25 protein-coding genes and 1 pseudogene are annotated in these 24,824 nt (G+C 71.3%); 23 read left to right on the plus strand and 3 right to left on the minus strand.

Annotated elements, in window-relative coordinates:
* Positions 1-206 precede the first annotated feature (206 nt).
* From dop to prcA, 5 genes and pseudogenes are all read left to right on the plus strand, one after another.
* The gene (dop, locus tag ACZ5GP_RS21155; RefSeq protein WP_358579014.1) at positions 207-1,718 is read left to right on the plus strand and encodes a depupylase/deamidase Dop; all 1,512 of its coding nucleotides are present in this window, start codon (positions 207-209) and stop codon (positions 1,716-1,718) included.
* A gap of 124 nt (positions 1,719-1,842) precedes the next feature.
* Positions 1,843-2,061: a ubiquitin-like protein Pup gene (locus ACZ5GP_RS21160; protein WP_030782898.1), complete on the plus strand. Its 219-nt coding sequence runs from the start codon at positions 1,843-1,845 to the stop codon at positions 2,059-2,061.
* Between the two features lie 58 nt (positions 2,062-2,119).
* Positions 2,120-2,311: pseudogene (locus ACZ5GP_RS21165) on the plus strand (endonuclease domain-containing protein); the annotation flags it as partial.
* Positions 2,263-3,108: a proteasome subunit beta gene (gene prcB, locus ACZ5GP_RS21170; protein WP_468752309.1), complete on the plus strand. Its 846-nt coding sequence runs from the start codon at positions 2,263-2,265 to the stop codon at positions 3,106-3,108. The pseudogene ACZ5GP_RS21165 and the gene prcB, both read left to right, overlap by 49 nt.
* A gap of 53 nt (positions 3,109-3,161) precedes the next feature.
* The gene (gene prcA, locus ACZ5GP_RS21175; RefSeq protein ID WP_358579019.1) at positions 3,162-3,935 is read left to right on the plus strand and encodes a proteasome subunit alpha; all 774 of its coding nucleotides are present in this window, start codon (positions 3,162-3,164) and stop codon (positions 3,933-3,935) included.
* 64 nt (positions 3,936-3,999) lie between these two features.
* Here the strand turns inward: prcA and ACZ5GP_RS21180 are convergent, their stop codons facing one another.
* Positions 4,000-5,085: a LacI family DNA-binding transcriptional regulator gene (locus ACZ5GP_RS21180; RefSeq protein WP_468752310.1), complete on the minus strand. Its 1,086-nt coding sequence runs from the start codon at positions 5,083-5,085 to the stop codon at positions 4,000-4,002.
* A 68-nt stretch (positions 5,086-5,153) separates the two neighbouring features.
* Between ACZ5GP_RS21180 and ACZ5GP_RS21185 the strand changes: the two genes are divergently transcribed.
* From ACZ5GP_RS21185 to ACZ5GP_RS21265, 17 genes are all read left to right on the plus strand, one after another.
* Positions 5,154-6,422: an MFS transporter gene (locus tag ACZ5GP_RS21185; RefSeq protein WP_468752311.1), complete on the plus strand. Its 1,269-nt coding sequence runs from the start codon at positions 5,154-5,156 to the stop codon at positions 6,420-6,422.
* A 9-nt stretch (positions 6,423-6,431) separates the two neighbouring features.
* The gene (pafA, locus tag ACZ5GP_RS21190; protein ID WP_055550703.1) at positions 6,432-7,793 is read left to right on the plus strand and encodes a Pup--protein ligase; all 1,362 of its coding nucleotides are present in this window, start codon (positions 6,432-6,434) and stop codon (positions 7,791-7,793) included.
* A gap of 145 nt (positions 7,794-7,938) precedes the next feature.
* Positions 7,939-8,937 (plus strand): FKBP-type peptidyl-prolyl cis-trans isomerase, encoded by a 999-nt coding sequence (locus ACZ5GP_RS21195; protein ID WP_468752312.1) that lies wholly within the window; start codon positions 7,939-7,941, stop codon positions 8,935-8,937.
* A 58-nt stretch (positions 8,938-8,995) separates the two neighbouring features.
* Positions 8,996-9,370: an FKBP-type peptidyl-prolyl cis-trans isomerase gene (locus ACZ5GP_RS21200; protein WP_358698338.1), complete on the plus strand. Its 375-nt coding sequence runs from the start codon at positions 8,996-8,998 to the stop codon at positions 9,368-9,370.
* 135 nt (positions 9,371-9,505) lie between these two features.
* Positions 9,506-10,459 (plus strand): helix-turn-helix transcriptional regulator, encoded by a 954-nt coding sequence (locus ACZ5GP_RS21205; RefSeq protein WP_468752313.1) that lies wholly within the window; start codon positions 9,506-9,508, stop codon positions 10,457-10,459.
* A 16-nt stretch (positions 10,460-10,475) separates the two neighbouring features.
* On the plus strand, positions 10,476-11,522 hold the full coding sequence (locus tag ACZ5GP_RS21210) for a helix-turn-helix transcriptional regulator (RefSeq protein ID WP_468752314.1): 1,047 nt from the start codon (positions 10,476-10,478) through the stop codon (positions 11,520-11,522).
* Positions 11,523-11,533: 11 nt separating this feature from the next.
* Positions 11,534-11,794 carry a hypothetical protein gene (locus ACZ5GP_RS21215; RefSeq protein ID WP_468752536.1) on the plus strand — a complete coding sequence of 87 codons (261 nt, stop codon included), beginning with the start codon at positions 11,534-11,536 and terminating at the stop codon, positions 11,792-11,794.
* Between the two features lie 9 nt (positions 11,795-11,803).
* Positions 11,804-12,001: a hypothetical protein gene (locus tag ACZ5GP_RS21220; protein ID WP_468752315.1), complete on the plus strand. Its 198-nt coding sequence runs from the start codon at positions 11,804-11,806 to the stop codon at positions 11,999-12,001.
* 204 nt (positions 12,002-12,205) lie between these two features.
* Entirely contained in the window at positions 12,206-12,487 is a 282-nt protein-coding gene (tatA, locus tag ACZ5GP_RS21225; protein ID WP_358579039.1) for a Sec-independent protein translocase subunit TatA, read from the plus strand.
* Between the two features lie 92 nt (positions 12,488-12,579).
* The gene (gene tatC, locus ACZ5GP_RS21230) at positions 12,580-13,473 is read left to right on the plus strand and encodes a twin-arginine translocase subunit TatC (protein ID WP_358579080.1); all 894 of its coding nucleotides are present in this window, start codon (positions 12,580-12,582) and stop codon (positions 13,471-13,473) included.
* Positions 13,474-13,490: 17 nt separating this feature from the next.
* Positions 13,491-14,387, plus strand: a complete 897-nt coding sequence (locus ACZ5GP_RS21235) for a diacylglycerol kinase (protein ID WP_468752316.1) — start codon at positions 13,491-13,493, stop codon at positions 14,385-14,387.
* Between the two features lie 43 nt (positions 14,388-14,430).
* On the plus strand, positions 14,431-17,244 hold the full coding sequence (locus ACZ5GP_RS21240) for a DEAD/DEAH box helicase (RefSeq protein ID WP_468752317.1): 2,814 nt from the start codon (positions 14,431-14,433) through the stop codon (positions 17,242-17,244).
* Positions 17,245-17,579: 335 nt separating this feature from the next.
* A complete protein-coding gene (locus ACZ5GP_RS21245; protein ID WP_468752318.1) occupies positions 17,580-19,208 on the plus strand; it encodes an ATP-binding protein in 1,629 nt (542 codons plus the stop codon).
* A complete protein-coding gene (locus ACZ5GP_RS21250; RefSeq protein ID WP_468752319.1) occupies positions 19,205-19,612 on the plus strand; it encodes a roadblock/LC7 domain-containing protein in 408 nt (135 codons plus the stop codon). Before ACZ5GP_RS21245 ends, ACZ5GP_RS21250 begins: the two co-directional genes overlap by 4 nt.
* A complete protein-coding gene (locus tag ACZ5GP_RS21255) occupies positions 19,609-20,052 on the plus strand; it encodes a DUF742 domain-containing protein (RefSeq protein WP_468752320.1) in 444 nt (147 codons plus the stop codon). Before ACZ5GP_RS21250 ends, ACZ5GP_RS21255 begins: the two co-directional genes overlap by 4 nt.
* Positions 20,033-20,647 (plus strand): GTP-binding protein, encoded by a 615-nt coding sequence (locus tag ACZ5GP_RS21260; protein WP_468752321.1) that lies wholly within the window; start codon positions 20,033-20,035, stop codon positions 20,645-20,647. Before ACZ5GP_RS21255 ends, ACZ5GP_RS21260 begins: the two co-directional genes overlap by 20 nt.
* A 55-nt stretch (positions 20,648-20,702) precedes the next feature.
* Complete coding sequence (locus ACZ5GP_RS21265) at positions 20,703-22,193, plus strand: cytochrome P450 (protein WP_468752322.1); 1,491 nt, start codon at positions 20,703-20,705, stop codon at positions 22,191-22,193.
* A 6-nt stretch (positions 22,194-22,199) separates the two neighbouring features.
* Here the strand turns inward: ACZ5GP_RS21265 and ACZ5GP_RS21270 are convergent, their stop codons facing one another.
* A complete protein-coding gene (locus tag ACZ5GP_RS21270; RefSeq protein ID WP_468752323.1) occupies positions 22,200-23,144 on the minus strand; it encodes an RluA family pseudouridine synthase in 945 nt (314 codons plus the stop codon).
* A gap of 101 nt (positions 23,145-23,245) precedes the next feature.
* On the opposite strand from ACZ5GP_RS21270, the gene ACZ5GP_RS21275 reads away from it, so the two are divergent.
* A complete protein-coding gene (locus ACZ5GP_RS21275) occupies positions 23,246-23,839 on the plus strand; it encodes a GNAT family N-acetyltransferase (RefSeq protein WP_468752324.1) in 594 nt (197 codons plus the stop codon).
* 106 nt (positions 23,840-23,945) lie between these two features.
* On the opposite strand, the gene ACZ5GP_RS21280 is transcribed toward ACZ5GP_RS21275, so the two are convergent.
* A complete protein-coding gene (locus ACZ5GP_RS21280; protein WP_468752325.1) occupies positions 23,946-24,782 on the minus strand; it encodes a siderophore-interacting protein in 837 nt (278 codons plus the stop codon).
* Between the last annotated feature and the right edge of the window lie 42 nt (positions 24,783-24,824).

Below are 24,824 nucleotides of genomic sequence, written 5' to 3' on the forward strand. Positions count from 1 at the left end.
GGCGGCTGCGGGTGTCCTTCACGGGTGCCCGCGGCCGTCTGCTTTTCAACGAAGGCAATGATCTGCCCACCAGCGCAAAGGCGTTCTAGGCTCTGCGGTACCGCCGAGTCGCGCAGTGCGGGGACGGGCACCGCACACGCACCGGAGCACCAGCGGTACTTGAGCGCCGTTCCCGGACGGGAGCGCCGCCGGGCAAGGAGGGCCGCATGACCGTACGGCGAGTAATGGGCATCGAGACGGAGTACGGCATCTCCGTCCCCGGCCACCCCAACGCCAATGCCATGCTCACCTCGTCCCAGATCGTCAACGCCTATGCCGCGGCGATGCACCGGGCGCGACGCGCCCGCTGGGACTTCGAGGAGGAGAACCCGCTGCGGGACGCGCGGGGTTTCGACCTCGCCCGCGAGGCCGCCGACTCCAGCCAGCTGACCGACGAGGACATCGGCCTCGCCAACGTCATCCTCACCAACGGCGCGCGGCTGTACGTCGACCACGCGCACCCCGAGTACAGCTCGCCGGAGATCACCAACCCCCTGGACGCCGTCCTGTGGGACAAGGCCGGCGAGCGCATCATGGCCGAGGCCGCCGACCGCGCGGCCCAGCTCCCCGGGGCCCAGCCGATCCACCTGTACAAGAACAACACCGACAACAAGGGCGCCTCGTACGGCACGCACGAGAACTACCTGATGAAGCGGGAGACCGCCTTCTCGGACATCGTGCGCCACCTCACGCCCTTCTTCGTCTCCCGGCAGGTCGTCACCGGCGCCGGACGCGTCGGCATCGGCCAGGACGGCCACGAGCACGGCTTCCAGCTCAGCCAGCGCGCCGACTACTTCGAGGTCGAGGTGGGCCTGGAGACGACGCTGAAGCGGCCCATCATCAACACCCGGGACGAGCCGCACTCGGACGCGGAGAAGTACCGCAGGCTGCACGTCATCATCGGCGACGCGAACCTCTCGGAGATCTCCACCTACCTCAAACTGGGCACCACCTCGCTCGTCCTCGCCATGATCGAGGACGGCTTCATCGCCGTCGACCTGGCCGTGGACCAGCCGGTGCGCACCCTGCACGAGGTCTCCCACGACCCCACGCTCCAGCACCTGGTCACACTCCGCAGCGGCCGCTCACTGACCGCGGTGCAGTTGCAGATGGAGTACTTCGAGCTGGCCCGCAAGTACGTCGAGGAGCGCTACGGCTCCGACGCCGACGAGCAGACCAAGGACGTCCTGGCCCGCTGGGAGGACGTGCTCGGCCGCCTGGAGAGCGACCCGATGAGCCTGTCCGGAGAGCTGGACTGGGTCGCCAAGCGCGAGCTGATGGAGGGCTACCGCCGCCGCGACGGCCTGGACTGGGACGCGGCGCGACTGCACCTGGTCGACCTCCAGTACGCCGACGTACGGGCCGAGAAGGGTCTGTACAACCGCCTGGTGGCGCGCGGCAAGATGAAGCGGCTCCTGGACGAGGCGGACGTGGAGCGGGCCAGGACCAAGCCGCCGGAGGACACCCGCGCGTACTTCCGCGGACGCTGCCTGGAGCAGTACGCGGACGACGTGGCCGCGGCGTCCTGGGACTCGGTCATCTTCGACCTGCCGGGCCGTGACTCTCTGCAACGAGTGCCCACCCTGGAGCCCCTGCGCGGCACCAGGAACCACGTCAAGGAGCTCCTGGACCGCTGCCGCTCGGCAGAGGAACTGGTTCGGGTCCTGTCCGGCGGCTGAAAGGTCACCGGCGGGGGAATCACAGAGGTGGGCCCCGTACATCGCGCGAACGCGGGGCCGATGTCGGGCCCGGCTTGTAGGGTCTGATCAAGATACGTCCAACCGAGCGAGCGGGGTGAGGCAGATGGCGACCAAGGACACCGGCGGCGGACAGCAGAAGGCGACGCGTTCCACCGAGGAGACCGAGGAGCAGGCGCAGGACGCGCAGGCGTCCGAGGACCTCAAGGAGCGCCAGGAGAAGCTGAGCGACGACGTGGACTCCGTGCTGGACGAGATCGACGACGTACTCGAAGAGAACGCCGAGGATTTCGTGAGGTCCTTCGTCCAAAAGGGCGGGCAGTAAGCCGGTCCGGCCCGCGCCCGCGGCGCCGTGCGGACGCGCCGCGGGCAGCCCCCGCATCGCTCGCGCAATCCATGTGGATCACCGCCGCGTGCCGGGTAAGGTCCGTGGCGTAACACGCTTCAACTGCAATTCGGCCATCGGCAAGTTGGGAGATGATCCCGACGCTGTTCGTCGGGCTGCCGCCTACCTGGAGGGATCCTCGTGGAAGTCAATACTCGTGGCACCGGGCGTCTACCGGCTGCCTTCCTGACGCCTGGTTCGTCGTCCTTCATGGATTTCCTGTCCGAGCACCAGCCCGAGATCCTGCCCGGCAATCGCCAGATGCCGCCCACGCAGGGCGTCATCGAAGCTCCGCACGGCACCACCATCCTGGCCGTGACGTTCCCCGGCGGCGTGGTGCTCGCCGGCGACCGCCGGGCCACGATGGGCAATGTCATCGCCTCGCGGGACATGGAGAAGGTCTTCCCGGCCGACGAGTACTCGGCGGTGGGCGTCGCCGGCACGGCGGGCCTCGCCATCGAGATGGTGAAGCTCTTCCAGCTGGAGCTGGAGCACTTCGAGAAGGTGGAGGGCGCCACGCTCTCCCTGGAGGGCAAGGCGAACCGTCTCTCCACGATGATCCGCGGCAATCTCGGCATGGCCATGCAGGGCCTGGCCGTGGTGCCGCTCTTCGCCGGCTATGACGTGGACCGCGAGAAGGGGCGCATCTTCTCGTACGACGTCACGGGCGGCCGCTCCGAGGAGCGCGGGTACGCGGCGACCGGTTCCGGCTCGGTCTTCGCGCGCGGCGCCCTGAAGAAGCTCTACCACGACGGTCTCACGGAGGACCAGGCGACGACCCTCGTGGTCCAGGCGCTGTACGACGCCGCCGACGACGACTCGGCGACGGGCGGTCCGGACGTGGCCCGGCGCATCTACCCCATCGTCACCGTCATCTCCGACGAGGGCTTCCGGCGCCTCACGGACGAGGAGACCTCCGCGATCGCGCGCTCGGTCCTGGACAAGCGGCTGGAACAGCCCGAGGGCCCGCGCGCCGCGCTGCTCTGAGCGGACCGAATTCGTTACCGACTGAAGTTTTTTGACAGAAAGGGACGGATCCGGTGTCGACGCCGTTCTATGTATCACCCCAGCAGCAGATGGCCGACCGGGCGGAATACGCCCGCAAGGGCATCGCGCGCGGTCGCAGTCTGGTCGTCCTGCAGTATGCCGACGGCATCGTGTTCGTCGGCGAGAACCCCTCCCGGGCGCTGCACAAGTTCAGTGAGATCTATGACCGGATCGGTTTCGCCGCCGCCGGCAAGTACAACGAGTACGAGAACTTGCGGATCGGCGGCGTCCGTTACGCCGATCTGCGGGGCTACACCTACGACCGCGACGACGTGACGGCGCGCGGCCTGGCGAATGTCTACGCGCAGACGCTGGGCACGATCTTCTCCAGCGCGGCCGAGAAGCCCTACGAGGTGGAGCTGGTCGTCGCCGAGGTGGGCGAGACGCGTGAGGGCGACCAGATCTACCGCCTTCCGCACGACGGCTCCATCGTCGACGAGCACGGTTCGCTGGCCGTGGGCGGCAACGCCGAGCAGATCAGCCAGTACCTCGACCAGCACCACAACGACAGCATGACGCTGGCGGAGGCCCTGAAGCTGGCCGTGCGGGCGCTCTCGCGCGACACCAACGGCACCGAGCGGGAGATCCCGGCCGAGCGCCTTGAGGTCGCGGTGCTCGACCGCACGCGGCCGCAGCAGCGCAAGTTCAAGCGGATCGTCGGGCGGCAGCTGGCGCGGCTGCTCGACGAGGGCGGCGCGACGGACGCCGCCAGTGACACGGACGAGGGCCCCGGGCCCGTTCAGCGGTCCGGCGGAGACATCGAGTAGTCCGCCGCGGTGTGCGCCCCGCGCTCCGGCCCTGCGGCCGGGACGCGGGGCGTTCGCGTGCGCGTCAGCGGGCGGGGCCCGTCGAGTCGCGGACGACGAGTTCGACGGGGAGCGGGCCGGCCTGCGGGGCGCGGCCCTCGACGACGGCGACCAGCGCGTCCATGCCGCGCTCGCCGAAGCGCTCGGCGGGCAGGCGCACCGTCGTCAGTTCGGGCTCGACCGCGGTGGCGAGGGTCAGATCGTCGAAGCCGGTCACCGAGAGGTCCTCGGGGACGCGCAGTCCGAGCCGTCGCGCGGCCTTGCAGACACCGGCGGCGAGGAAGTCGTCGTCGCAGACGACCGCCGTGGGCCGTGGGCCAGGAGCGGCCAGGGCGGCCTCCGCGGCCGTGCGGGCCGCCTGGACGGTCAGCGGGGCGGTGACCCGGCGTACGGCCGCGCCCGTGCCGTGCAGCGCCGCCGCGAGGGCGTCCGCGCGCACGTCGAAGGTCCAGGAGTCCACCGCCGCCGCGAGGTGCAGGAAGTCGCGGTGGCCGAGGGCCAGCAGATGCTCCGTCACCTGCCGCATGCCGTCGGCCAGGTCGAGGTTGACGGTGGCGGCGCCGAGGCTGCGGGCGGGGTCGCTGTCGAGCATGACCAGCGGCAGGTCGTCGCCGCGGATGGTGGCGAGCGCGTCGGAGGCCATGGAGGAGGCGAGTACGCCGTCCAGGGAGGCGCGCGCCGAGTCGAAGGGGTCGCGGGTCGGGCCGGGGCCCTCGGGGGAGGGGTAGAGCAGGACGCCGAAGCCGTGCCGCGCGGCGACGCGGGCGGCACCGGTGTGGACGTGCGCGAAGAACTCGTTGGTCAGGGCGGGGACGACGAGCAGTGCCGTCCGGGTCCTGCCCAGCCGCAGATTGCGGGCGGCGAGGTTCGGGCGGTAGCCGAGCTGCCGGGCGGCGGTCCGCACGCGCTCGGCGGTGGGCTCGGCGACCCGGCCGCGCCACTTGTCGCCGAGCACCAGGGACACCGTCGCCTGGGAGACACCAGCGGCGCGCCCGACATCGCGGCTGGTGGGGGGCCGGGGGGCGCCGGCTTCCTGCTGTGGCCCGGCCACTGTCACCTCCTGGTCGTGCCCGCGTCCCGCGCGCACGGTGGACCCGCGTACAGCGCTCATGGTACGTATGACGCTCGACGTTATACGTAAAACCCGGCCGTGGCGGCGCGGGGGAGGGGCGGTAGTGCATGGCTGCGGGATACGCGGAGATCCTCCGGACGCGGTACGCGACGCGGCTGCTCGCGGGGACGCTGGTGGGCCGGCTGCCCAACGCCACGGCGGCGATCGCCATCGTGCTGTTCATCCGGGCCGAGGGCGGCACCTACAGCCTGGCCGGCGCCCTCGCCGCGGTGTACGGCGTGGCCAACGCGGTCGGCCAGCCGCTGCTCGGCCGCCTGGTCGACCTGTACGGCCAGCCGCGCGTCCAGCTGCCCGCCGCCCTGCTCTCCGCGCTCGCCATGGCGGCCTTCGCCTTCACCGGCCCCGACCGGCTGCTCCTTGCCCACCTCGCGGTGGGCGTCGCGGGCCTGTGCACACCGCCGCTGGAAGGCGGGCTGCGGGCCCTGTGGCCCCATGTGCTCGGCAAGGAGGAGCAGGTCCACGCGGCGTACGCCATGGACGCGGTCGCCCAGGAAGTGATGTTCACGGTCGGCCCGCTGTTCGTCACCGGTTGCGTGGCCCTGTGGTCGGAACAGGCGGCCCTGCTCGTCGTGAACGCCGTCGGCGTGCTGGGCGCCCTGTCCGTGGTGGCCTCCGCGCCGTCCCGGGCGTGGCGGTCGGCCCCCCGGGAGGCGCACTGGCTCGGCGCCCTGCGCTCGCCGGGGCTGCTCGCGCTCCTCGGGGCGTTCCTCTTCGTCGGCGTGGCGCTCGGCTCCATCACCGTCGCCGGCGTGTCGTACGCGGACGCGCACGGCGGTGACACGGTGTACGGCTGGATGATGGCGGCGATCGGACTCGGCGCCCTGGTCGGCGGTTCCCTCTACGGGGCGCGGCGGTGGAGCGGCGTGCCGGAGCGGCGGCTGAGCGTTCTCGTGGCCCTGCTGGCCCTGTGCTACGTGCCGTTGACGCTGGTGCCCGGCGCGCTCGCCATGACCGCGCTCTGCGCCGTCGCGGGTGTCTTCCTCGCGCCGTCGCTGGCCTGCGCGTTCATCATCGTGGACCGGCACGCCCCGCGCGGCACCGTCACCGAGGCGTTCTCCTGGCTGGTGACCACGTTCACGGTCGGGACCTCGCTGGGCACGGCCGGCGCCGGTCCGGTGGTCGAGTGGGGCGGGACCGGGTGGGGGTTCGCCGTTCCCTCTCTCGCGGGAGCGGCCGCCCTGCTGGTTTTGCTGGCCACCTCACGGGTACTGGTGCCGGTCCCGCCGGCCCGTGAAACAGAGGTCGTTGCGAGTTCATCGGAAAATGATCGAAACGGTACGGCCGAACCCGGTTTCAGTGCCGGGCATCAGGCGTAATGTTCAGTCATGGACCGCCGCATTTTCGGGCTGGAGAACGAGTACGGCGTCACGTGCACGTTCAGGGGACAGCGCCGCCTGTCGCCTGACGAGGTGGCGCGCTACCTCTTCCGCCGTGTTGTGTCATGGGGCCGCAGCAGCAACGTATTCCTGCGGAACGGCGCCCGCCTCTACCTTGACGTGGGATCACATCCGGAATACGCCACACCCGAATGTGACAATGTGACCGAGCTGGTCACCCACGACAAAGCGGGCGAGCGCATTCTCGAAGGCCTGCTCGTCGACGCCGAACGCCGCCTGCACGAGGAGGGAATCGCGGGCGACGTCTATCTCTTCAAGAACAACACCGACTCGGCGGGAAACTCCTACGGCTGCCACGAGAACTATCTGGTGGCCCGGCACGGGGAGTTCTCCCGGCTCGCGGACATCCTCATCCCCTTCCTCGTCACCCGGCAGCTGCTGTGCGGCGCCGGCAAGGTGCTGCAGACCCCGCGCGGCGCCGTGTACTGCGTGAGCCAGCGCGCCGAGCACATCTGGGAAGGGGTCTCGTCGGCGACGACCCGTTCCCGGCCGATCATCAACACCCGCGACGAACCGCACGCGGACGCCGAGCGCTACCGCAGGCTCCACGTCATCGTCGGCGACTCGAACATGTCCGAGACGACCATGCTCCTCAAGGTCGGCGCCACCGACCTGGTGCTGCGCATGATCGAGGCGGGCACGGTCATGCGCGACCTCACCCTGGAGAACCCCATCCGGGCCATCCGCGAGGTGAGCCACGACATCACCGGCCGCCGCAAGGTGCGCCTGGCCAGCGGCCGCGAGGCCTCGGCCCTCGAAGTGCAGCGCGAGTACTACGAGAAGGCGGTGGACTTCGTCGACCGCCGCGGCATCCGCACCGGCACGGTCGAGCAGGTGCTCGAACTGTGGGGCCGCACGCTGGACGCCATCGAGGCGGAGGACCTCGACCGCATCGGCACCGAGATCGACTGGGTCATGAAGTACAAGCTCATCGAGCGGTACCGCGCCAAGAACAACATGACCATGTCGCATCCGCGGGTCGCCCAGATAGACCTCGCCTACCACGACATCCACCGCCGTCGCGGCCTCTACTACCTCCTGGAGAGGAAGGGCCAAGCCGCCCGCATCTGCAACGACTTGAAGATCTTCGAGGGCAAGTCGGTGCCGCCCCAGACCACCCGGGCGCGGTTGCGCGGCGACTTCATCCGACGCGCCCAGGAACAGCGCCGTGACTTCACGGTCGACTGGGTGCACCTGAAGCTCAACGACCAGGCGCAGCGCACCGTGTTGTGCAAGGACCCGTTCAGGTCGGTGGACGACCGGGTGGAGAAGCTCATCGCCGGAATGTGACCGGATGACAATGTGGTCCGGGTGAAGCCGGTGGCGTTGTGGGAACGCAACACGGGCGCCGTACGTTCCTCGTACGGCGCCCTTCTCACGCCGTAGAGTTGCGCGCACGCCAACCCACAAGATCGACCGATACGAGGCCCCCACCGTGCGCCGACGCTCACTCCTCCTTGCCGTCCCGGCCGGCCTGCTCACGCTGGCAGGCTGTGGTGACGACAAGGCCGACAAGGCCAAGTCCAAGCCCAGCGACAGCCCGACCAACTCCCCGTCGGCCGCGCCGACGGCGAAGATCGTGGACGGACCGCTGCCCGAGATCACGAAGGGCGACAAGTTCCGTCAGAAGCCGACCGTCGCCAAGGGTCCCGGCAAGGCGTCCCCCGACCTCGCGGTCAAGACCCTGATCGAGGGCAAGGGCGAGAAGGTGGCCAAGGGGGACCACCTCCAGGCCGACTACCTCGGCCAGATCTGGGCGACGGCCAAGGTCTTCGACAACTCCTACGACCGCGGCAGCCCCACGGTCTTCCCGATCGGCGTCGGACAGGTCATCCCGGGCTGGGACCAGGCGCTCGTCGGCAAGAAGCTCGGCAGCCGCGTGGAGCTCGCCATCCCCCCGAAGATGGGGTACGGCGAGGAGGGCAACAAGCAGGCGGGCATCAAGGGCTCGGACACGCTCGTGTTCGTCGTCGACCTCGTGAACAGCTTCAACGCCAAGAGCTCGGCGAAGGGCAAGGAGGTCGCCCAGTCGAACAAGGACCTGCCCAAGGTCGGCACGAACACCGACGGCAAGGCCCCTGCCATCGACGTCCCCAAGACCGACGCGCCCGACAAGCTCGTCGCGTCCTACGTCCTGGAGGGCGACGGCGACGTGATCAAGGAGACCGACAGCCTCCTGTGCCAGTACAAGGGCGTGCTCTGGGCCGACGGCAAGGAGTTCGACTCCTCGTACAAGAGGAAGGAGCTCGCGCAGTTCCAGCTGGCGCAGGTCGTCAAGGGCTGGGCGCAGGGTCTGACCGGCAAGAAGGTCGGCAGCCGCGTCCTGATCGTCATCCCGCCGAAGCTGGGCTACGGCGACAAGCCGCCGCAGGGCAGCTCCATCAAGAAGGACTCCACGCTCGTCTTCTGCGTGGACATCCTCGCGAAGGCCTGAGCCCGCGAAGATGTAAGACTGTCCGCGCTGACTTTCCGTACCAAGCAGGAGCACTTTCGTGAGCATTGAGAAGCCCGAGGTCGACTTCCCCGGTGGCGAGCCGCCGACCGAGCTGCAGATCAGGGACATCTGGGAGGGCGAAGGGGCGGTCGCCAAGGCGGGCGACTTCGTCAAGGTCCACTACGTGGGCGTCGCCTTCAGCACGGGCGAGGAGTTCGACGCCAGCTGGAACCGCGGCAACCCGCTGGAGTTCCAGCTGGGCGCCGGCCAGGTCATCTCCGGCTGGGACCAGGGCGTGCAGGGCATGAAGGTGGGTGGCCGGCGCGAGCTGATCATCCCCGCGAACCTCGCGTACGGCGACCGCGGCGCCGGCGGCGGCCGCATCGCCCCGGGCGAGACGCTGATCTTCGTGTGCGACCTGGTCGCCGTCTGATCACGTCCTTGACCTGATCCTTTCGTCGGGGGTCCATGCCTGACCGGGCATGGACCCTCGGCTTTTGCCCGGACACCCCGGGGCGGTACGGTCATCGGTCGGAAGCACAATCTGAACAGCCGAGAAAGGGCGTCGATGGCCATTGCCAAGGCCGAGCGGCTCATGAACCTTGCGCTGTGCCTGCTCGGGACCCGGCGGCCGCTCAGCAAGCGGGAGCTGCGGGAGTCCATCGAGGCCTATCTGGAAGCGGGGTCGGACGACTCCTTCAACCGGATGTTCGAACGTGACAAGGACGACCTGCGCGAGCTGGGCCTGGTCATCGAGACCGTGGAGAACGTCGACGGCGAGGTCGGCTACCTCGCCCGCCGCGACAGCAACCGCCTGCCGCCCATCACCATCGACGCCGAGGAGGCCGCCGCCCTCGGCCTCGCCGCCAAGGTCTGGCAGCAGGCGCGCCTGGCCGGAGCCGCCAGCGGCGCCCTGCAGAAGCTGCGCGCCGCGGGCCTGCCCGAGGACGCCGACCCCTACGGCACGCACAGCGCCCTGGAGCCCCGCATCCCCGCGCACGAAGCGGCCTTCGAGCCCTTGATGCTGGCCTGCCGCGACCGCCGCCCCGTCGTCTTCGACTACCGCAAGGCCACCGCCGCGCGTCCCGAGCAGCGGCACGTCGAGCCATGGGCGCTCGAATGCTGGCGCGGCCACTGGTACCTCGCCGGCTGGGACCGCGACCGCAGGGCCGAGCGCGTCTTCCGCCTCTCCCGCATCACCGGCAAGGTCCGCGCCCGCGCCGGGAAGTACACCGCCGACGTACCGGACGTCGTCACGGTCCGCGAGACGGTCGCGGGCTGGGCGGGGGAGAGCGCAGACCGAACGGCCCGGATCCGGCTGCGCACGGGCGCCGGCTACCCGCTGCGCGCCAAGGCCGGCTCGGCGCGGGAACTGGGCGACGGCTGGGACGAGTTGGAGATTCCCTACGGCCACGGGCTGGACGCCTGGCTGGTGGAGTTCGGGCCCGACGTGGTGGTCCTGGAGCCCGCCGAACTGCGGGCCGATGTCGTGGACCGGCTGCGCGCCGTGGCCAAGGGCTGAGGGGGAGCGAAGACCAATGGCCTCGAACGCCATCGACCAGACGCGACGCATGCTGTCGCTGGTGACCTACCTGCGCGAGCGTCCCGGCGCCCACGTCGGCGACGTCGCCCGCGCCTTCGGCATCACCCCGGACGAGCTGATCTCCGACCTCGACGTGCTGCCGATGTGCGGGACCAGCTTCCGCGGCGGCGACCTGCTCGACATCGACACCGACGGCGACCGCATCTGGTGGCACAACCCCGACGACGTGGCGGCCCCGCTGCGGCTCGCCGCCGACGAGGCGACCGCCCTGCTCGTGGCCGCCCGCGCGGTGGCCACCCTGCCCGGCCTGCGGGAGAGCGACCGGCTCGCCCTGCTGCGCGCCACCGCCAAGCTGGAGACGGCGGCCGGCGAGGCGGCGGGCGCCAGCGCCCGGCTCTCGGTCACCTTCGAGTCCGAGGGCGGCGTCTTCGCCGACGTCGACCGCGCCATCTCCGAGCGCCGCAGACTCTGGATCCGCTACTACTCGCCCGCGCGCGACGAGCTCACCGAGCGCGAGATCGACCCGATCCGCCTGGTCAGCGTCGGACACACCTACGTGGAGGCGTGGTGCCGCCGCTCCGAGGCGCGCCGCACCTTCCGCCTGGACCGCGTCGCCGAGATCAAGATCCTCGACGAGCCGTCCGCGCCGCCCGAGGTCGAGCTGCGCGACCTCTCCGAAGGCCTGGTGCAGCCCGCCGCCGAGGACCCGGAGGTCGTCGTCGAGGTCGGCCCCGGCGGCCGCTGGGTCGCCGAGTACTACCCCCACGACAGCGCGGAGGAACTGCCCGACGGCGGTCTGCGGATCACGCTGCGCACCCCCGAACCCGCCTCGCTGCGCCGCCTCGCGCTGCGACTCGGCGGGGACGGCCGGATCGTCACCCCCGTCCAGCTGGCGGACAGCGCGCGACAGGCGGCCCGCGAGGCGCTCGCCGCCTACGACCAGGACAGTGACCAGCCGTACGAGTCATTCGGCGAGCCGGGTGACGGATCGGCCCCGGGGCCGTACGGCCAGGCCCACGAACGGCAGGAGCAAGGGCGTTGAGCACACCGACCATCTCCGGGCTGCCGGGAGTGCCGGCGCAGCCGAGGCGCGCCCCCGTCCTGTTCACCGCCGCCTGCACCGACTGCCGCGCCCGCTTCGAACTGTCCGCGGGCGCGCTGCGCCTGGTGATGGGCGCGAGCCCCCGGACCACCTTCTACTCCTTCACCTGCCCCGAGTGCGGGGCGGCGGTGCGCAAGCCCGCGGGCGAGCGGATCGTCGAACTCCTCACCGGCGGCGGGGTGCGGACGCTGCGTCTGCACTCCACCGTCTAGGCTCGGCGCATGTTCTGGGCGATGCTCGCGATCGCGGCGGGCTTCTTGGGCCTCGCCGTCCTCGGCGTCATGGCGGTCAAGGTCTTCGTGGAGGCTCAGCGCCTCGGCCTGCAGGTGTCCGAGACCACTCGGCGGATCAACCGGGCGGCCGAGGATCTGGAGAAGGCCGCGGCCCAGGTGGCCCGTGCGGGGCGAGAGGCTCCTTAGCTCCGCGGCCTGTCGAGTGCCCGAGGGGGACGGGTACGCTGCGAACGCGGCCCGGATCGAGGCGGGGGCCGCACCCGGAGGACGCGCGGGGATTGCCGAGCGTTTACCCCGGGGGGTTACGATCGCTGACAGCGGAGATCGGATGTATGTCCGGTCTGCCTGGCAACCAGACTCCTGTCGCCTCGGTGAAGAAGGTAAAAAGCTATGGGTAGGCTCGGCCCCACCGAGATCGTCCTCATTCTCGTCATCGTCATCCTGCTGTTCGGAGCGAAGAAGCTGCCCGACATGGCGCGCTCCCTCGGCAAGTCGGCCCGCATCCTCAAGAGTGAGGCCAAGGCCATGAAGTCCGAGAGCAAGGCGGACGACGCCGTCCCGGCCGACCCGCCGAGCGACCCCGCCGTCCAGCAGCGCACCATCCAGGCGGCCCCCGGCGATGTGACCAGCTCGCGCCCGGTCACCGAGCCGACCGACACGACGAAGCGCTGATCCAGGGCCGGCGACGGCCGGCCTGCCGCACGAGATGAGGACGTGGGTTGCTCAAGTCTGCCCGCAAGAAGGAGAAGGACCCCGAGGGGCGGATGCCCCTCGCGGAGCATTTGCGCGAGCTCCGCAACCGGCTCGCCAAAGGGCTTCTCGCGATCACGGTCGTATCGATCGTGGCCGCGTTCTACAGCCAGGAGCTGATGGAGTTCCTGGCTGATCCCGTGCCGCGCTGTGAGCCCGGCATGAAGCAGACCGGCGGCCACTGCGCGAAGGTGACGTTCAACGACCTGCTGTCGCCCTTCACCACCACGGTGAAGGTCAGCCTCATGGTCGGCATCATCGTGTCCAGCCCGGTCTGGCTCTACCAGCTGTGGGCGTTCGTCGCCCCGGGCCTGCACAAGCACGAGCGGAAGTACACCTACTGGTTCGTCGCCGCTGCCGTGCCGCTCTTCTTCGGAGGCGCCTGGCTGGCGTACACGATCCTCCCGGTCAGCATGCGCGTCCTGCTCGGCATCACGCCCGACGGCGCCGAGAACCTCCTCCCGATGGACACGATCCTCGACTTCACCGTCAGGATGGTCCTCGTCTTCGGCATCTCGTTCGAGCTTCCCCTGCTGCTGGTGATGCTCAACATGACCGGCATGGTGACCGGCCGCCGCATGGCGACCTGGTGGCGCGGCGTGGTCATGGGCGTCTTCATCTTCGGCGCGGTGGCGACCCCGACCACCGACCCCGTCGGCATGATCGCGCTCGCCGGACCGATCGTCGTCCTGTACTTCATGGCCGTGGGCATCTCCCTCCTGAACGACAGGCGTCGCCGTCGCAAGGACCCCGACGCCGAACTCGACGACGACGAGGCGTCCGCGATCGACCTCACCCCCGAGGCCATCGGCGGCATCGAGCCCGTCGCCCCGCCCAGGGCGCTCCCCGAGCAGGCGGCCACGGCACGGGCCGATCACCGGGTGAACGGTTACGACGACGTGACCTGACCTTGTAGGGTCCGGCCGTGACCAGCGAGATCACCCTCTTCGTCAATCCCACCGCGGGACGCGGCCGGGGCGCCAGGGCGGCGCAGCCGGCCGCTTCGGCGTTGCGGGCCCGCGGCTTCTCCGTGGGCACCGTCATCGGCGCGGACGCCCCCGACGCCCTGCGGCGGGCGCGCGAGGCGGTCGCGGGCGGCACCGGGGCGCTGATAGCCGTCGGCGGCGACGGCACGGCGAGCCTCGCGCTCCAGGCGGTCGCCGGGACGCGGACCCCGCTCGGGGTGATCGCGGTGGGCACCGGCAACGACTTCGCGCGGGCCCTCGGGCTGCCGGTGCGGGATGCCGCGGCGGCCGGGGAGAGTGTGGCCGAGGCGCTCAAAGGGGCGCGCACCCGCGACATCGACCTGGGGCGGGTCGGCGGGACCTGGTTCGCGACCGTGCTCGCCTCCGGCTTCGACTCGCGGGTCAACGACCGGGGCAACCGGATGCGGTGGCCCGCGGGGCGCTTCAAGTACGACCTCGCGATGGCCGCCGAACTGGCGGCCTTCAGACCCCTCCCGTACCGGATCACCCTGGACGGCGGTGACGTCCACGAGGTCGAGGCCACGCTGGTCGCCGTCGGCAACGGACCGTCGTACGGCGGTGGCATGCGGATCTGCGCCGGGGCCGACATGGGCGACGGCCTCTTCGACGTCACCGTGGTGGGGGCGTGCAGCCGTACGACGCTCCTCAGGGTGTTCCCGCGCGTCTACCGGGGCACGCACCTCGGCCATCCCCGGGTCACCGTGCACCGGGCCGCCGCGGTGGAGCTGGCGGCGCCCGGGGTCACCGGGTACGCGGACGGGGAGCCGCTGGGGGCGCTGCCGCTGAGGGCCGAGTGCGTGCCGGGAGCCGTGCGCGTCCTGGCGCCTCCCGATTAATGATCGTCCGTTGTCAGTGGTCCCCGGTAGTCTCGAAAGCACGATGACAGAGGACCTCTCACCGGCCGAGCGGTACGCGGCGGCGCGCAAGCGCGCTGTCGAGCAGGCCACCGCACTCGCGTCCTTCCGCGAGATGTACGAATTCGGCCTCGACCCCTTCCAGATCGAGGCCTGCCAGGCGCTGGAGGCGGGCAAGGGCGTGCTCGTGGCCGCCCCCACGGGCTCGGGCAAGACGATCGTCGGCGAGTTCGCCGTGCACCTCGCGCTCCTCCAGGGCAAGAAGTGCTTCTACACCACGCCCATCAAGGCGCTCTCCAACCAGAAGTACGCCGACCTCGCCAGGCGCTACGGCGCCGACAAGGTCGGCCTCCTCACCGGCGACAACAGCGTCAACTCCGACGCCCCGGTGGTCGTCATGACCACCGAGGTCCTGCGGAACATGCTGTACGCGGGCTCGCAGGCACTGGTGAACCTCGGCTATGTGGTCATGGACGAGGTGCACTACCTCTCCGACCGCTTCCGCGGCGCCGTCTGGGAGGAAGTGATCATCCACCTCCAGGAGTCGGTCACGCTCGTCTCCCTGTCGGCCACCGTGTCGAACGCCGAGGAGTTCGGCGACTGGCTCGACACCGTGCGCGGCGACACCGAGGTGATCGTCTCCGAGCACCGGCCCGTACCGCTCTTCCAGCACGTGCTCGCCGGGCGCCGGATGTACGACCTCTTCGAGGAGGGTGAGGGCCACAAGAAGGCGGTCAACCCCGACCTCACGCGCATGGCGCGCATGGAGGCCAGCCGTTCGTACAACCCGCGCGAGCGCCGCAAGGGCAAGATGGTCCGCGAGGCCGACCGCGAGCGCGAGCGGCGGCAGCGGTCGCGGATCTGGACCCCGGGGCGGCCCGAGGTCATCGAGCGGCTCGACGCCGAGGGCCTGCTGCCCGCGATCACGTTCATCTTCAGCCGCGCGGGCTGCGAGTCGGCCGTGCAGCAGTGCCTGTACGCCGGCCTCCGGCTGAACGACGACGAGGCGCGGGCGAAGGTCCGCGAGATCGTGGAGGAGCGTACGTCCTCCATCCCGGACGAGGACCTCCACGTCCTTGGCTACTACGAGTGGCTGGAAGGGCTGGAGCGCGGCATCGCGGCGCACCACGCGGGCATGCTGCCCACCTTCAAGGAAGTCGTCGAGGAGCTGTTCGTCCGGGGCCTGGTCAAGGCCGTGTTCGCCACCGAGACCCTCGCGCTCGGCATCAACATGCCCGCGCGCAGCGTGGTCCTGGAAAAGCTCGTCAAGTGGAACGGCGAGCAGCACGCCGACATCACCCCCGGCGAGTACACCCAGCTGACCGGCAGGGCCGGGCGGCGCGGCATCGACGTCGAGGGCCACGCGGTGGTCCTGTGGCAGCGCGCCATGAGCCCCGAGCACCTGGCGGGCCTCGCGGGCACCCGCACCTATCCGCTGCGCTCCAGCTTCAAGCCGTCGTACAACATGGCGGTGAACCTCGTGGAGCAGTTCGGGCGGCACCGCTCGCGCGAGCTCCTGGAGACGTCCTTCGCGCAGTTCCAGGCCGACAAGTCGGTCGTCGGGATCTCCCGGCAGGTGCAGAAGAACGAGGAGGGCCTGGCGGGCTACAAGGCCTCCATGACCTGCCACCTCGGTGACTTCGACGAGTACGCGCGCCTGCGGCGTCAGCTGACGGACCGCGAGACCGAGCTGGCCAAGCAGGGCGCGGCCCAGCGCAGGGCCGCCGCCGCGGCCTCCCTGGAGAAGCTCAAGCCGGGGGACGTCATCCACGTGCCCACGGGGAAGTACGCGGGGCTCGCCCTCGTCCTCGACCCCGGGCTGCCCGCCGGACGGGCCAACGGCCACCGCGGATTCGACCACGTCGACGGGCCGCGGCCGCTGGTGCTCACCGCCGAGCGCCAGGTCAAGCGGCTCGCGTCGATGGACTTCCCGGTGCCGGTCGAGGCCTTGGAGCGGATGCGCGTCCCGAAGTCCTTCAACGCCCGCTCGCCGCAGTCCCGCCGCGACCTGGCGTCCGCGCTGCGCACCAAGGCGGGGCACATCGTGCCCGACCGGCACCGCAAGGGGCGCGCGGCGGCCGCCGACGACCAGGAGATCGCCCGGCTGCGCACCGAGCTGCGCGCCCACCCCTGTCACGGCTGCGACGAGCGCGAGGACCACGCGCGCTGGGCCGAGCGCTACCACCGGCTCAAGCGCGACACCTCGCAGCTGGAGCGCCGCATCGAGGGGCGGACGAACACCATCGCCCGCACCTTCGACCGCATCGTGGCGCTCCTGACCGAGCTGGACTACCTGCGGGGCGACGAGGTCACCGAACACGGCAAGCGGCTCGCCCGGCTCTACGGCGAGCTGGACCTGCTGGCCAGCGAGTGCCTGCGCGCGGGCGTCTGGGAGGGGCTCGGCCCCGGCGAACTGGCCGCGTGCGTCTCGGCGCTGGTCTACGAGTCGCGGGTCGGCGACGACGCGCTCGCGCCGAAGCTGCCGTCCGGGGCCGCGAAGGCGGCGCTCGGCGAGATGGTGCGGATCTGGGGCCGGCTCGACGCCCTGGAGGAGGACTTCAGGATCAGCCAGGCCGAGGGCGTCGGCCAGCGCGAACCGGACCTGGGCTTCGCATGGGCGGCGTACATGTGGGCGAGCGGCAAGGGCCTGGACGAGGTGCTCCGGGAGGCCGAGATGCCGGCCGGTGACTTCGTGCGCTGGTGCAAGCAGGTCATCGACGTCCTGGGCCAGATCTCGGCGGCGGCTGCCCGGGAGGGCGGCAGCACGGTCGCCAAGAACGCCCGCAAGGCGGTCGACCAGCTGCTGCGCGGCGTGGTGGCGTACAGCTCCGTGGGCTGACACGGCATCGGATAGGCGGCGCGTCCTGCTCGTGGGCGCGCCGCCTTTTCCGTGTTCGAGAGGCGTCACTCCATGTGTTCGGATGATCGCCACGCGTGTAAATGGGGCGAGTGTATGCCCGGCGGCAGGGGCTGTGCAGAGGGTTGCCGAATATGACTCGGCGATGATTTCGGCGGACTAAGCTCGCCCGGAGCGCGGCGAGTTGGAACGAGTTGCGACGAGTTCGCATGCTTGTTCCCCAATCTCGCGATTGATCGCTTTCGCGCTCCCGTCCGACCAGCTCTCCCGTACCTCCCCACCCCCCTTTCCCCAAGACGACTGTTCAGAGGGCATACATGGTGAGTGTTCAATCGCCTCCCGGTGGCCGAGAAGTCCCCTACGCGCGCGTGCTGTTGCTGCCCGCCATGCTGATGGCCGCGGCGACCGGAGCCGCCGTCGCCACGGTGACCGAGCCGGCCCGGCCCGCCGTCGGCTGGTGCGGCGCCGTCGCGACCCTCATGGTCGTCGTGGTCGGCATCGAAGCCGTGCGGCGCGGCCGCACCATCAAGGGGCAGCGCGCACAGTACGCACAGCGGATCGCCCACCTCGAAGGGCGCATCGCCTCCCACGACGACGAGACGGTCCGCCTCGGACAGGAGATCCTGCCCGAGGCGCTCTGGCGGCTCAGGCAGGGCGAGGCCCCCGTCGACGTGGTGCGCAACGTCGTCGACAAGGACGAGGTCTACCGTGACCTGCCCGACGCCCAGCGCCAGTTGCTCCGCTCGGTCCTGGAGATCCTGGACCACGAGGGAGCGCTGCGCGAGTCCGCCCAGCGCGCCTTCGTGAACATCGCCCGGCGCGTCCAGTCGATCGTCCACCAGCAGGCCGCCGAACTGCGCGAGATGGAGGAGTTCCACGGCCGCAACCCCGAGGTCTTCGACGACCTGCTGCGCATCGACCACGGCACCGCGCTGATCGGCCGCCTCGCCGACTCCATCGCCGTGCTCGGCGGCGGCCGCCCCGGCCGCCAGTGGCCCAAGCCCGTACCGCTGTTCAGCGTGCTGCGCGGCGCGATGTCCCGGATCCTCGACTACCCGCGCGTGGAACTGCACTCGATCGCCGACGTCGCGATCAAGGGCACCTGTGTCGAACCGCTCATCCACGCCTGCGCCGAACTCCTCGACAACGCCACCCGCTACTCGCCGCCGCACACGAAGGTCCACGTCACCGCCGTCGAGGTGCAGACCGGTATCGCCGTCGAGATCGAGGACGGCGGCGTCAGCCTCAGCGAGGAGGCCCGCACCCGCGCCGAGCGCATGCTGGCGCAGGCCCAGGCCGGCATCGACCTCAACGACCTCGGCGAGACGCCCCGCCTTGGCATGGCGGTCGTCGGCCGCCTCTCGCAGATGTACAGCATGCAGATCTCCCTGCGGCAGTCCGCGTACGGCGGCGTCCGCGCGGTGCTCATCGTGCCGCGCGACATGATGACCACCGGGCCCGCCCCCGGCCTCGCCCACGGCATCGGCGCCTCCGCCGTGCCCCGCGTGGACAGCGTCGGGAACCTCATCGAGGAGCCCGCGCGCAGCATCCGCCGCAAGAAGCCGCGCGTCGTCACCGCCGGCCCGCCGCTGCGCTCCCCGCTCACCGCGACCGCGACCGTGCGGGACGACGACGTGCCCGAGGTCACCGAGTGGACCGAGAACGGCCTGCCGCAGCGCCGCAGCCGCGTGACGATGTCGCTCAAGGAGCGCTACGCCATGGAGGCCGAGGCCCAGCGGGCCGCCGAAGCCCACGCCGCGGCGACCGCACCGCCTCCGCCCAGGAAGGAAGGGAGCGAACCGGGCCTGTGGGTCGAGGCGTTCATGAAGGGCGTCAAGGGCGAGGGCCAGGGCGGCCCCGACCCGTCGGCCCCACAGGGGAACACCCCTCCGCGAGGAACCGCCCGGAACAACCACGGCAACGCCGACGAGGGGAACTGGCAGTGATCCAGCAGCGCGCCAATTTCGACTGGATGCTGAAAGAGCTCGCCGACGGGGTGCCGCAGACCCGGCAGATCGTGGTGCTCTCCGCCGACGGCCTGCGCATCGCCCGCTACGGCGGCGACCCGGACGCCGCCGACCGCATCGCCGCCGCCTGCGCCGGACTGCAGAGCCTGGCCGCCGCCGTGGCCACGGAGATCCCGCACAGCGACGGCGGCATGAAGATGGTCATCATCGAGATCGACGGCGGCTACTTCTACCTGATGGCCGCCGGCACCGGCGCCTATCTCGCGGTGCTCGCCGACGAGACCGTCGACGCGGGCCTCGTCGCCACCCGGATGCGCGACCTCGTCGTACGCATCGGGGCGCATCTGACGAGCCCGCCACGGCGTGACGGGCAGGCCGTATGACTCCTCGGCACGGCCCTTCGCACGGCCCTTCGCACGGGGACGTCCCCGCCGCGCGGGACGCCCCCGCCCGGGACGCCCCCGACCCGGACGCCCCTGCGCAGCGTGAACGCCGCAACCCCGAGAACCCCGAGCGGCTGTACATCCTGACGGGCGAGGGCTCCGAGCGGGCGCCGCTCGACCTCGTCACCCTCATCGTGGCCCAGGGCGAGGCGTCCCCACTGGCGCAGCCGGAGCACTCCGCGGTGCTGCGGCTGTGCACCACGCCGATCTCCGTCGCCGAGCTGTCCGCCTATCTGGCGCTGCCGTTCAGCGTGGTGACCGTCGTCCTTACGGAGTTACTCGCCACCGGTCTGGTACAGGCGCGCGCTCCCATCGTCCGCTCCGCGATCCCCGACCGTTCCCTTCTCGAAGCGGTGATGCATGGACTTCAAAAGCTCTGACACGATCACCGGCCCCCGCAGCGAGGACGTCCTGCCGCACACGGCCACGGCCGCCGTGAAGGTCGTGGTCGTCGGCGGGTTCGGGGTCGGCAAGACGACGATGGTCGGTTCGGTCAGCGAGATCCGCCCGCTTACGACCGAGGAGACCATGACCCAGGCGGGCATCGGCGTTGACGACGACTACGGCTCCGAGTCCAAGACGGCCACCACCGTGGCCATGGACTTCGGCCGCATCAGCATCTCCGACGAACTGGTCCTGTACCTCTTCGGCACCCCCGGCCAGGAGCGCTTCTGGTTCCTGTGGAACGGCCTGTTCGAAGGCGCGCTCGGCGCGGTCGTGCTCATCGACACCCGCCGCCTGGAAGTCAGCTTCGACGTGATCGGCCGGCTGGAGGAGCGCGGGGTGCCGTTCGTCGTCGCCGTCAACGACTTCCCGGACGCCCCGCAGCACCCGATCGAGACCCTGCGCAGGGCCCTGGACCTGGAGCCCGCGGTGCCGATCATGCCCTGCGACGCCCGGCGCAGGGAGTCCAGCCGGGACGTCCTGATGACCCTGATGCGCTACCTGCACTCCCTGACGGTGACCCGCGTCTGACACCCACCGACCTCTGCACCCCCGGAACCCCTTCCGCGAACCCGGAGCGACGACCGTGACGACCCCTTCCCCCTCCTGGCCCGGCACCGACCACCGCGCCGCGCCCCCCGGCTGCCCCGCCCACGGCCTCGGCCCCGGCGGCCTGCGCCGCCTGTACGGGCCCGAGGCGGACACCGACCTCGCGGGCCTGTACGAGAAGCTGCGCGCCGAGTACGGCGCGGTGGCGCCCGTACTGATCCACAACGACGTGCCGATCTGGGCCGTGCTCGGGCACAGCGAGAACCTCCACATGGTCCGCACGCCCTCGCACTACTCCCGGGACTCGCGCCTGTGGCGCGCCGTACAGGACGGCAGCGCCGGGCCCGACCACCCGCTCGCGCCCGTCTTCACCTGGCAGCCCATGTGCAGCTTCGCCGAGGGCGACGAGCACCAGCGGCTGCGCGGAGCGGTCACCGGCGCCATGTCCGGCATCGACCACCGAGGCATCCGGCGCCACATCAACCGCTACACGAACCACCTGATCAACGACTTCTGCGAGGCCGGCGAGGCCGACCTGGTCAGCCGGTTCGCCGAGCATCTGCCGATGATGGTGATGTGCCACGTCCTCGGCATGCCCGAGGAGTACAACGAGCGGATCGTGCAGTCGGCCCGCGACATGATCAAGGGCACCGAGACCGCCATCGCCAGCAACGCGTACATCATGGAGGTCCTGATGGGCCTGGTGGCGCGGCGCCGTGCCCAGCCAGACGAGGACTTCACCAGCAGCCTCATCGCGCATCCGGCGCAGCTCACCGACGACGAGGTCGGCGCCCACCTGCGCCTGGTGCTCATCGCGGCCTACGAGGCCACCGCCAACCTCATCGCGAACGTCCTGCGGATGGTCCTGACCGACCCCCGCTTCCGCGCCCAGCTCAGCGGCGGCCAGATGACGGTCCCCGAGGCGGTCGAGCAGTCCCTGTGGGACGAGCCGCCCTTCAGCGCGATGGTCGGCTACTTCGCCAAGCAGGACACCGAGCTGGGCGGCCGGCACATTCGGGCCGGCGACGGGTTGATCATGGGCATCGCGCCGGGCAACGTCGATCCCGTCGTCCGCCCCGACCTGGCCGCGAACATGCGGGGCAACCGCTCGCACCTCGCGTTCAGCGGCGGGCCCCACGAATGCCCCGGGCAGGACATCGGGCGCGCCATCGCCGACACCGGGGTCGACGCGCTCCTGATGCGCCTGCCGGACGTCGAACTGGACATCGACGAACGGGACCTGCGGTGGACCTCGTCCATCCTGTCGCGGCACCTGGTGGAGCTGCCGGTGCGGTTCGCGCCGCGCCCGCCGCAGGACGTCATGGCCCGGCCCTCGGCGCAACTGCCGAGGCCGCGCACGGACTGGCAGGTCTCCACCCCGCCACCGCCCGCGCAGCAGCCCGCCGCGCAGGCCCCACGGCCCGCGGCGACGCCTTCCGCGACCACGACCGTGACCGCGCCTGCGCCCGTGCCCGTGCCGGCCCAGGGCGCCTGGCGGCGCTTCCTCAGCTGGTGGCGCGGCTACTGACGGGTCCTAGCGGTCCCAGTCGTCGTACGCCGACCAGGCCGCCGGTGTCCGCCCGCTGACGAAGCGGTGCGAGCGGCCGGTGACCGGATCCGTGAACTCCAGGACGCGCGCCAGGAGTTGCAGGGGCCGCCGGAAGTCGTCCGGCGCCGTGGGTCCGGTCACCACCGGGTAGAGCGGGTCGCCGAGGATCGGCAGCCCCAACGCGTTCATGTGGACGCGCAGTTGGTGGGTGCGGCCGGTGTGCGGGGTCAGCCGGTAGCGGCCGAGGCCGCCGTGGACCTCGACGAGTTCGACGCGGCTCTCGCTGTTCGGTTCGGCGCCCTCGACCTCGTACGCCGCGAGGACGCCGCGTTCCTTCACGATGTGGCTGCGCACGGTGCGCGGGAGCGACACCTCGGGGTCGTACGGTGCGATCGCCTCGTACTCCTTGTGGACGCGGCGGTCGCGGAACAGCGTCTGGTAGGCACCGCGTTCATCCGGCCGCACGGTGAACAGCAGCAGCCCGGCGGTCAGCCGGTCCAGGCGGTGCGCGGCGCTCAGCGTCGGGATGCCCAGGTCCGTGCGCAGCCGGGCGAGCGCCGTCTGGGTGACGTGGCCGCCGCGCGGCATCGTGGCGAGGAAGTGCGGCTTGTCCACGACCACGATGTGCTCGTCCTGGTGGACGACGTCGAGGGCGAACGGCACCGGGACCTCCGGGGGCAGGTCCCGGTGGAACCAGACGAAGGCGCCCGGCGCATAGGGCGCGTCCGGCGCCACCGGAACGCCGTCCGCGCCGACGATCCGGCCGTCCCGGAGCATCGCGTCGATGACCCCGGGCCCCGCCGCGAGCCGCTCCACGAGGTGGTCGCGCACGGTCGGCCACGCCCCGTCGGCCGGCAGCCTGACCCGCACGGGGTCGACGCCCTCGCGCTGGGGGAGCGGGGCGGGCGGAATGCGGGTCTTGCGTCTCATCAGGGGGCCAGCGTACGGGGCCCGGCGCAGGTCAGGGCGTGCGTCGGTGCGGGGGCGGAAAACCGGTGCCGTCGCGCGGGCCGCGCTGCCACGATGGGGCCATGCCCTTCAAGATCTCCGACGTGGTCGCGCCCGGCACGCTCGCCCGCCGGGAGCAGCCCGCGCTCCCCGTCCCCGGCGGGCTGGTTCTTCGGCCCTGGACGGATGCCGACGCCCCCGCCGTGTACGAGGCGTTCCAGGACCCCCTGCTCCAGCGGTGGCACGCCCGCGTGGCCGACTCCGCGAGCGAGGCGCTCGGCTGGATCGCTGACTGGCGCGCGGCGTGGGCCGGTGAGGACGACGCGTACTGGGCGATCGCCGACGCCGCAACGGACGAGGTCATGGGCCGGGTCGCCCTGCGGCAGATCCGCCTGGGCGACGGACAGGCCGAGGTCGCCTACTGGACGATGCCGTCGGCGCGCGGCCGGGGCATCGCGCCGCGCGCGGTCGATCGCCTCACGAGGTGGGCGTTCGACGAGGTGGGCCTGCACCGCCTCGAACTGACCCACGCGACGGCCAACCAGGCGTCGTGCCGGGTCGCCCTGAAGGCCGGCTTCCCCGCGGAGGGCACCAAGCGCAGCGCGCTGCTGCACGCGGACGGCTGGCACGACATGCATCTGCACGCGCGGATCGCGGGCGACGCCGAAGTGGCCTGACGCGGGCGGGGCGCCTCGGGGACGCGTACGGAAGAAGGCGGCCACCCGCGCCAAGGGGGGCCGCCTCCTTCCGCACCTGCCGCCTTCCTGCCTGCGAGCGCGGCGCCTACGCGGCGGCTTCCTGCTCCGCCTCCACCTGCGCGTTCCACTCCCGCTTGGAGGCCTGCCAGCCGTCCTCGTTGTGGCCGAGGCGCCAGTAGCCGGAGATGGACAGGCGCTCGCGCGGCACCTCGTGCTCGACGCGCAGCAGGCGGCGCAGCTCCTTCACGAAGCCCGCCTCGCCGTGCACGAAGGCCTGCACGTCGCCCGCGGGCCACTCCAGGGAACGTACGGCCTCGATCAGGGCCCGGCCCACCGGGCGGCCGGCGCGGTGCAGCCAGACGACCTCCGCGTCCGTGGCGATCTTCTGCTCCTCCTCGGGGCCCTCGACCTCCACGAAGATCCGGGCGACGGCGCCTTCGGGGAGGGCCTCCGCCGCGGCGGCGATCGCGGGCAGGGCGCTCTCGTCGCCGACCAGCAGGTGCCAGTCGGCGCCCGCGTCCGGGGCGTAGCCGCCGCCGGGGCCGAGCATGCGGATCGTGGCGCCGGGCCGGACGTCCCGCGCCCAGGGGCCCGCGAGGCCCTCGTCGCCGTGGATCACGAAGTCGAGGGCGAGCTCCCGCGCCCCGGGGTCCCAGGAGCGCACGGTGTAGGTCCGGGTGACCGGCCACTGCTCCCGGGGGAACTCCTCGCGGATCCGCTGTATGTCGAAGGGCTCCGGATAGGTGACGCCCTCGGCGGCGAAGAGCAGTTTGACGTAGTGATCGGTGCACTCGCCCGCCGCGAACTCGGCGAGGCCCTCGCCGCCGAGCACCACGCGCTGCATGTGCGGGGTCAGGCGCTCGGTGCGCACGACCCGCCCCGTGTGGGTCCTCGGCGCTTTGCGTGCCGGACGTTCTGCCATGGCGGCGGCCTCCCCTGGTCCTCAGCTACTTAGGCTTACCTA

The organism is Streptomyces sp. NPDC031466, assembly GCF_055581265.1.

Bases quoted from the DNA above. Each gene is read 5' to 3' on its own strand.
- dop (WP_358579014.1), top strand. From the start codon at position 207: ATGACCGTACGGCGAGTAATGGGCATCGAGACGGAGTACGGCATCTCC.
- ACZ5GP_RS21160 (WP_030782898.1), top strand. From the start codon at position 1,843: ATGGCGACCAAGGACACCGGCGGCGGACAGCAGAAGGCGACGCGTTCC.
- ACZ5GP_RS21180 (WP_468752310.1), bottom strand. From the start codon at position 5,085: ATGAGCGCTGTACGCGGGTCCACCGTGCGCGCGGGACGCGGGCACGAC.
- ACZ5GP_RS21185 (WP_468752311.1), top strand. From the start codon at position 5,154: ATGGCTGCGGGATACGCGGAGATCCTCCGGACGCGGTACGCGACGCGG.
- pafA (WP_055550703.1), top strand. From the start codon at position 6,432: ATGGACCGCCGCATTTTCGGGCTGGAGAACGAGTACGGCGTCACGTGC.
- ACZ5GP_RS21205 (WP_468752313.1), top strand. From the start codon at position 9,506: ATGGCCATTGCCAAGGCCGAGCGGCTCATGAACCTTGCGCTGTGCCTG.
- ACZ5GP_RS21210 (WP_468752314.1), top strand. From the start codon at position 10,476: ATGGCCTCGAACGCCATCGACCAGACGCGACGCATGCTGTCGCTGGTG.
- ACZ5GP_RS21220 (WP_468752315.1), top strand. From the start codon at position 11,804: ATGTTCTGGGCGATGCTCGCGATCGCGGCGGGCTTCTTGGGCCTCGCC.
- tatA (WP_358579039.1), top strand. From the start codon at position 12,206: ATGGGTAGGCTCGGCCCCACCGAGATCGTCCTCATTCTCGTCATCGTC.
- tatC (WP_358579080.1), top strand. From the start codon at position 12,580: ATGCCCCTCGCGGAGCATTTGCGCGAGCTCCGCAACCGGCTCGCCAAA.
- ACZ5GP_RS21240 (WP_468752317.1), top strand. From the start codon at position 14,431: ATGACAGAGGACCTCTCACCGGCCGAGCGGTACGCGGCGGCGCGCAAG.
- ACZ5GP_RS21245 (WP_468752318.1), top strand. From the start codon at position 17,580: ATGGTGAGTGTTCAATCGCCTCCCGGTGGCCGAGAAGTCCCCTACGCG.
- ACZ5GP_RS21255 (WP_468752320.1), top strand. From the start codon at position 19,609: ATGACTCCTCGGCACGGCCCTTCGCACGGCCCTTCGCACGGGGACGTC.
- ACZ5GP_RS21260 (WP_468752321.1), top strand. From the start codon at position 20,033: ATGGACTTCAAAAGCTCTGACACGATCACCGGCCCCCGCAGCGAGGAC.
- ACZ5GP_RS21270 (WP_468752323.1), bottom strand. From the start codon at position 23,144: ATGAGACGCAAGACCCGCATTCCGCCCGCCCCGCTCCCCCAGCGCGAG.
- ACZ5GP_RS21275 (WP_468752324.1), top strand. From the start codon at position 23,246: ATGCCCTTCAAGATCTCCGACGTGGTCGCGCCCGGCACGCTCGCCCGC.
- ACZ5GP_RS21280 (WP_468752325.1), bottom strand. From the start codon at position 24,782: ATGGCAGAACGTCCGGCACGCAAAGCGCCGAGGACCCACACGGGGCGG.